This window comes from Pseudomonas sp. BIGb0558 (assembly GCF_024807515.1).
Lineage (GTDB): Bacteria > Pseudomonadota > Gammaproteobacteria > Pseudomonadales > Pseudomonadaceae > Aquipseudomonas > Aquipseudomonas yamanorum_A.
Genome location: NZ_JANUEW010000002.1, coordinates 615,187 through 622,500, shown reverse-complemented (window position 1 = coordinate 622,500; position 7,314 = coordinate 615,187). Strand labels below are relative to the sequence as shown.

2 protein-coding genes and 3 rRNA genes are annotated in these 7,314 nt (G+C 54.4%); 3 read left to right on the top strand and 2 right to left on the bottom strand.

Features of this window, described 5'->3' with window-relative positions; all coding sequences use genetic code 11:
- The first annotated feature begins 70 nt into the window (after positions 1 to 70).
- The 3 genes from M2400_RS06080 to rrf (M2400_RS06070) all read left to right on the top strand — a co-directional run bounded on the left by M2400_RS06080 (position 71) and on the right by rrf (M2400_RS06070) (position 3,461).
- Positions 71 to 2,964 (top strand): 23S ribosomal RNA (locus tag M2400_RS06080).
- A gap of 156 nt (positions 2,965 to 3,120) precedes the next feature.
- A 5S ribosomal RNA gene (gene rrf, locus M2400_RS06075) occupies positions 3,121 to 3,236 on the top strand.
- A gap of 109 nt (positions 3,237 to 3,345) precedes the next feature.
- Positions 3,346 to 3,461, top strand: a 5S ribosomal RNA gene (rrf, locus tag M2400_RS06070).
- 70 nt (positions 3,462 to 3,531) lie between these two features.
- On the opposite strand, the gene M2400_RS06065 is transcribed toward rrf (M2400_RS06070), so the two are convergent.
- Complete coding sequence (locus M2400_RS06065; RefSeq protein ID WP_177042426.1) at positions 3,532 to 4,707, bottom strand: PepSY domain-containing protein; 1,176 nt, start codon at positions 4,705 to 4,707, stop codon at positions 3,532 to 3,534.
- A gap of 71 nt (positions 4,708 to 4,778) precedes the next feature.
- The gene (locus M2400_RS06060; protein WP_259195121.1) at positions 4,779 to 7,271 is read right to left on the bottom strand and encodes a TonB-dependent siderophore receptor; all 2,493 of its coding nucleotides are present in this window, start codon (positions 7,269 to 7,271) and stop codon (positions 4,779 to 4,781) included.
- Positions 7,272 to 7,314 lie beyond the last annotated feature (43 nt).

The window sequence follows — 7,314 nt, the reverse complement described above, 5'->3', positions numbered from 1 at the left end:
CTTAATTGAGAAATTCGAATTTTCGGCGAATGTCGTCTTCACAGTATAACCAGATTGCTTGGGGTTATATGGTCAAGTGAAGAAGCGCATACGGTGGATGCCTTGGCAGTCAGAGGCGATGAAAGACGTGGTAGCCTGCGAAAAGCTTCGGGGAGTCGGCAAACAGACTTTGATCCGGAGATGTCTGAATGGGGGAACCCAGCCATCATAAGATGGTTACCTTACACTGAATACATAGGTGTATGGAGCGAACCAGGGGAACTGAAACATCTAAGTACCCTGAGGAAAAGAAATCAACCGAGATTCCCTTAGTAGTGGCGAGCGAACGGGGACTAGCCCTTAAGTGGCTTTGAGATTAGCGGAACGCTCTGGAAAGTGCGGCCATAGTGGGTGATAGCCCTGTACGCGAAAATCTCTTAGTCATGAAATCGAGTAGGACGGAGCACGAGAAACTTTGTCTGAATATGGGGGGACCATCCTCCAAGGCTAAATACTACTGACTGACCGATAGTGAACTAGTACCGTGAGGGAAAGGCGAAAAGAACCCCGGAGAGGGGAGTGAAATAGATCCTGAAACCGTATGCGTACAAGCAGTGGGAGCCCACTTTGTTGGGTGACTGCGTACCTTTTGTATAATGGGTCAGCGACTTATTTTCAGTGGCGAGCTTAACCGAATAGGGGAGGCGTAGCGAAAGCGAGTCTTAATAGGGCGTCTAGTCGCTGGGAATAGACCCGAAACCGGGCGATCTATCCATGGGCAGGTTGAAGGTTGGGTAACACTAACTGGAGGACCGAACCGACTACCGTTGAAAAGTTAGCGGATGACCTGTGGATCGGAGTGAAAGGCTAATCAAGCTCGGAGATAGCTGGTTCTCCTCGAAAGCTATTTAGGTAGCGCCTCATGTATCACTGTAGGGGGTAGAGCACTGTTTCGGCTAGGGGGTCATCCCGACTTACCAAACCGATGCAAACTCCGAATACCTACAAGTGCCGAGCATGGGAGACACACGGCGGGTGCTAACGTCCGTCGTGAAAAGGGAAACAACCCAGACCGTCAGCTAAGGTCCCAAAGTTATGGTTAAGTGGGAAACGATGTGGGAAGGCTTAGACAGCTAGGAGGTTGGCTTAGAAGCAGCCACCCTTTAAAGAAAGCGTAATAGCTCACTAGTCGAGTCGGCCTGCGCGGAAGATGTAACGGGGCTCAAACCATACACCGAAGCTACGGGTATCACCTTCGGGTGATGCGGTAGAGGAGCGTTCTGTAAGCCTGTGAAGGTGAGTTGAGAAGCTTGCTGGAGGTATCAGAAGTGCGAATGCTGACATGAGTAACGATAATGGGTGTGAAAAACACCCACGCCGAAAGACCAAGGTTTCCTGCGCAACGTTAATCGACGCAGGGTTAGTCGGTCCCTAAGGCGAGGCTGAAAAGCGTAGTCGATGGAAAACAGGTTAATATTCCTGTACTTCTGGTTATTGCGATGGAGGGACGGAGAAGGCTAGGCCAGCTTGGCGTTGGTTGTCCAAGTTTAAGGTGGTAGGCTGGAATCTTAGGTAAATCCGGGATTCTAAGGCCGAGAGCTGATGACGAGTTAACTTTTAGTTAACGAAGTGGTTGATGCCATGCTTCCAAGAAAAGCTTCTAAGCTTCAGGTAACCAGGAACCGTACCCCAAACCGACACAGGTGGTTGGGTAGAGAATACCAAGGCGCTTGAGAGAACTCGGGTGAAGGAACTAGGCAAAATGGCACCGTAACTTCGGGAGAAGGTGCGCCGGTGAGGGTGAAGGACTTGCTCCGTAAGCTCATGCCGGTCGAAGATACCAGGCCGCTGCGACTGTTTATTAAAAACACAGCACTCTGCAAACACGAAAGTGGACGTATAGGGTGTGACGCCTGCCCGGTGCCGGAAGGTTAATTGATGGGGTTAGCTAACGCGAAGCTCTTGATCGAAGCCCCGGTAAACGGCGGCCGTAACTATAACGGTCCTAAGGTAGCGAAATTCCTTGTCGGGTAAGTTCCGACCTGCACGAATGGCGTAACGATGGCGGCGCTGTCTCCACCCGAGACTCAGTGAAATTGAAATCGCTGTGAAGATGCAGTGTATCCGCGGCTAGACGGAAAGACCCCGTGAACCTTTACTATAGCTTTGCACTGGACTTTGAATTTGCTTGTGTAGGATAGGTGGGAGGCTTTGAAGCGTGGACGCCAGTTCGCGTGGAGCCAACCTTGAAATACCACCCTGGCAACTTTGAGGTTCTAACTCAGGTCCGTTATCCGGATCGAGGACAGTGTATGGTGGGTAGTTTGACTGGGGCGGTCTCCTCCTAAAGAGTAACGGAGGAGTACGAAGGTGCGCTCAGACCGGTCGGAAATCGGTCGTAGAGTATAAAGGCAAAAGCGCGCTTGACTGCGAGACAGACACGTCGAGCAGGTACGAAAGTAGGTCTTAGTGATCCGGTGGTTCTGTATGGAAGGGCCATCGCTCAACGGATAAAAGGTACTCCGGGGATAACAGGCTGATACCGCCCAAGAGTTCATATCGACGGCGGTGTTTGGCACCTCGATGTCGGCTCATCACATCCTGGGGCTGAAGCCGGTCCCAAGGGTATGGCTGTTCGCCATTTAAAGTGGTACGCGAGCTGGGTTTAGAACGTCGTGAGACAGTTCGGTCCCTATCTGCCGTGGACGTTTGAGATTTGAGAGGGGCTGCTCCTAGTACGAGAGGACCGGAGTGGACGAACCTCTGGTGTTCCGGTTGTCACGCCAGTGGCATTGCCGGGTAGCTATGTTCGGAATAGATAACCGCTGAAAGCATCTAAGCGGGAAACTAGCCTCAAGATGAGATCTCACTGGAACCTTGAGTTCCCTGAAGGGCCGTCGAAGACTACGACGTTGATAGGTTGGGTGTGTAAGCGCTGTGAGGCGTTGAGCTAACCAATACTAATTGCCCGTGAGGCTTGACCATATAACACCCAAGCAATTTGCTGACCTGAAAAGGCACCAGATTGCGGTGTGTGAAGACGAAATGAACCGAAAGTTCGAATCTCACAAAACACCGAAGCTATCACATACCCAATTTGCTGAAGCGAGGCCAACTGGTCACGACTCAGTACCCGAATTTCTTGACGACCATAGAGCATTGGAACCACCTGATCCCATCCCGAACTCAGCAGTGAAACGATGCATCGCCGATGGTAGTGTGGGGTTTCCCCATGTGAGAGTAGGTCATCGTCAAGATTAAATTCCAGAACCCCTGATTGCTAACGCAATCAGGGGTTTTGTTTATGTAGAAGTACATGATTTTCACCGGCACGTTGCCAGCGCAACGGTCTGGTACACAGAATTTCTTGACGACCATAGAGCATTGGAACCACCTGATCCCATCCCGAACTCAGCAGTGAAACGATGCATCGCCGATGGTAGTGTGGGGTTTCCCCATGTGAGAGTAGGTCATCGTCAAGATTGAATTCCGAAACCCCTGTCTGCTAGCGCAGACAGGGGTTTTGTCGTTTAAGGGCTAAGCAAAGCAGACTCAACCCCTGCGTGCTTTACCGCTTCTTCTGGCCAGTAGCTTGCGCCACCAGATATAGATCCCGGTAGCAGATAGCATCGCGATCACAACGCCCAGCAGTGCAATCAACACCTGCCCCGTCAGCCCGATGATCCTGCCCCCATGGATCGGTAGTTGCAGCCGATAAAAGCGCTCTCCCAACGTACCTTGCCCTGCTATTTCCTGCCCTAATAAACGCCCGTCCGTCCCGTGGAAAAACAACCAGGATTTCCCATGGGCCTCGGTATCATGTTGCCCAAAACCCGCGCCATAGAAGTTGTACTCAAAGCTGTAATACAGCTCTCCGATCGCAGCCGTAAGTCCCAGACGCTTGCCTTCCTCCAGTGCCCGTTCATAGGCCTGTTGATAACTCAGTTGCGTCACGCCCAATTGCTCGCTTGGCAGCCTGCCACGAGCCTCATAGACGCTTGGCTCAACCGGTGAAAACAGCGAGACAACTGGCTTGAACACCTGGCTCGGCAAGTTCATCGCCACGCTGCTGACCGCTATCGGTAGCAACAACAGCCAAAGCCACAACCCGCCAGCGCGATGAAGATCGAAGTTCAACCGATAAGCATGACCGCCCTTGATCTTCCACGCCGTCGACCATTTCTTCCAGAACGGTTTGCCCCTCGGGAGGGTCAGCCACAGCGCGATAAAACAATCTAACACCCACGCAATCGCCACCAGCCCCATCAGCCACAACCCCCAATTGCCCGGCAGCGTGAGGTTGTAGTGAAACTCTAAAATGAACGGTATTAAGTTCTCACGCTGAAAGCAGCATGCGCCCCAAAAACGCCGGCCCATTTCTTCGCCGCTGACCGGATCGAGATAGAAGACCTGGTTGGGTTCCTCAAAGGGTTTGCCGGTCGCCGGATCGTTTCTCGCAACTGCCGCCAACATGGCGGTATGACCGGCCTCCTGCGGATACTCCATGTACCAGACTTGCAGCTTGGGATGCTGCCCCTGCAGCGTGTCCACCAGTTCGCCTGGTGGCAATGCCGAGCCCTTGGCCGTCGCCTCATAGAAGCCGGGATTGAGCCACTCATCCAGCTCATGGTTAAACGCCAAAAGGCTGCCCGTGATCCCCGCCATCATCAAAAACAACGCCGTCGCCAATCCGATGTAGCGATGAAGTAAAACCATCAATGCGCGCATAAAATTTTCCTGCAGAGACGACAAAGCCAGTGCCTGGAGTCAGGAACTGGCTTTGTATGAATCGAGTGGGATTAGAACTGGTAGCTCACCGTTGCACTCACGTTGCGCTCTTCACCCAGGTAACAGAAGTTCAGACTGGCGCACGACGCCACGTAGGACTCGTTTGTCAGGTTGTTGGCATTCAGGCGTACGTCCACACCCTTCAACCCCACCTTGCCCAAGTCATAGCCCATCGAGGCATCAAACAATGTGTAGGCGGGCACCTTCATGGTGTTTTCCGCATCCGCCCAGCTGTAGCCGACATAACGGACACCGCCACCGAGGCGCAGGCCATCCAGGGCGCGGCTATCGAATTTGTAGTCTGCCCACACCGAAGCCATATGGCGCGGCGCCTGGGTCGGCGAATTACCCTTGTTCTCGATCACGTTGTCCGCAGTGCTCAACGTGCTGACCATCGATTTCGAATACTCGATGTCGGTGAAGGTGTAGCTGCCCAACAACTTGAGGTTGTCTGTCAATTGCATATGCGCCTCCAACTCCAGGCCTTGGGAGCGCACAGCACCTACCGCGCGATAGAAGTTTTCCTGCGGCAGCTTGGTCGCCAGGTTTTCCTGATCGATGCGGAACAGCGAAGCGGTGAACAGGTTGTCGGTACCCGGCGGCTGATATTTCAAGCCGACCTCCCACTGGGTGCCGTCGGTAGGCGCCAAAGGATTACCAGCGCTGTCCGAGTAGGAGTTCGGGTTGAAGGATTCCGAATAGCTGACGTAAGGCGCGAGACCGTTATCGAATAGATAAAGCGCTCCTGCACGCCCGGTTAGCTTGGTACGTTTATCGCTGATCTCGGTACCTAACGGCCGGCCAACCTCAGCAATGCGATTCTCATCAGAGGTCTCGACCCAGTCCTGACGTAGCCCGAGGGAGAACCGCCACTTGTCCATTTCAATCAGGTCTTGCAGGTAAACGCCGGTCTGCTCAAGCCGACGCAGGTAGCTGGTCGGGCTGTAATAACTGATCTCGGAGTTGCCATACACCGGATTGAACGCATTGATCGGTGCCAGCGAACCGCTGCTCCAGTCCACCACGGTTTTGCGCCGTTGATAGTCAGCCCCCATCAACACCGTGTGTTTGGTCGCGCCGGTAAAAAATTCGGCCTGCAACATGTTGTCGATGATGAATGCATGCAGCTTCTCGTCACCGCCTGAGTAATAGCGGTTCAGCTCATTACTGGTGGGCGTAGTCCACCCATAGGCGTACACCTGATCCAAGCGGACCTTGGAGTCCAGATAACGAAAGTTCTGTCGCGCCGTGAAAACATCGTTGAAGCGGTGCTCAAATTGATAGCCGAACGACTGCTGATCACGCTTGTACCCATCAATGCCCGGCTCACCCTCGAAGAAGTGATTGGAGATCCGCTGGCCATTGCGCTGATGCAACGCGCCATCTGCTGGCATGCCTCCGTGGTAGCCACCGTCGGGATCGTGTTGCAGGTAGGCCTGGAGCGTGAGCGACGTGTCATCGGTAAAGTCGATGCTCAAGGTCGGCGCCAGCGCGTAGCGTTTTTCCTTGGCATGGTCGAATTGTGTGTCGGACTTATCCGCAAGCCCGGTCAGGCGGTAAGCAATACGCTTGTCGTCATCCACCGGGCCGCTGAAGTCGAAACCCATGCCGCGCTGCCCTTGCGAGCCCACGGTGGCCTGTACCTGATGGTAAGGCTCAAACAGCGGCTTCTTGCTGGTCAACGCCACCAGCCCACCCGGCGAGCTGCGGCCGTACAGTACCGACGACGGCCCCTTGAGAATATCCACCCGCTCGAGGAAATACGGGTCCACCTGCATAGTGCTGTAGGTCCCGCTGTCCCCCATGGACTTCAAACCGTCGAGATAAATGTTATCCACCGAACCGTCGTTAAAGCCGCGCATCGCCACATAGTCATAGCGGTGAGTGGCGCCATACGGGTTGGTCAGCACACCAGGGGTGTAACGCATGGCCTGGGCAACGGTTTGCGAGCCCTGATCGTCCATCTGCTCGCGGGTCACCACTGAGACCGTCTGTGATGTCTCCAGCAGCGCGGTACTGGTCTTGGTGGCGATCTGGCTGTGGGTTGCGTTGTAGCCGTCCATGCTGCCCAAGGCGTTACCCAGGGCGAAGCCTTTGATGTCGGTGGTCGGCAAGGTCAGCGCCTCGCTCTCGGGTTGGGCCTGCAACACGAAACTCACGTCGTCCTGTGGCTGTGCCTGCAAGCCGGATCCATTGAGCAACTGGCTAAGGCCCTGCTCCGCGGAATACTCGCCGTGCAGCCCGGCAGACTGGCGGCCCTGAGTTTGCGCAGGCGTGCTGGAAAGAGTGATACCTGCCTGGCGGGCAAACTGGTTGAGCACATCGCTCAGCGCCCCGGCAGGGATGTCATAGCGCTGGCTGATGCGCTCGACCCCACTATCAGCCGCGACACCGGCCACCGGCAACAAGCCGATGCCCATCGTGGTCGACAGCAACGCTGCACGTACGGCTTTACCGAGCAGAGGGTAGGAAGAGGGTGAGTTACTGAAAAAACGCACAGTCATTATCGAGATCCGTAGAGGTCGCTGAAGGCAGATTGAAATGCTT

What these genes read in the sequence shown, in the direction of transcription:
- M2400_RS06065 (WP_177042426.1), bottom strand. Translation starts at nt 4,707, where the DNA reads ATGCGCGCATTGATGGTTTTACTTCATCGCTACATCGGATTGGCGACG.
- M2400_RS06060 (WP_259195121.1), bottom strand. Translation starts at nt 7,271, where the DNA reads ATGACTGTGCGTTTTTTCAGTAACTCACCCTCTTCCTACCCTCTGCTC.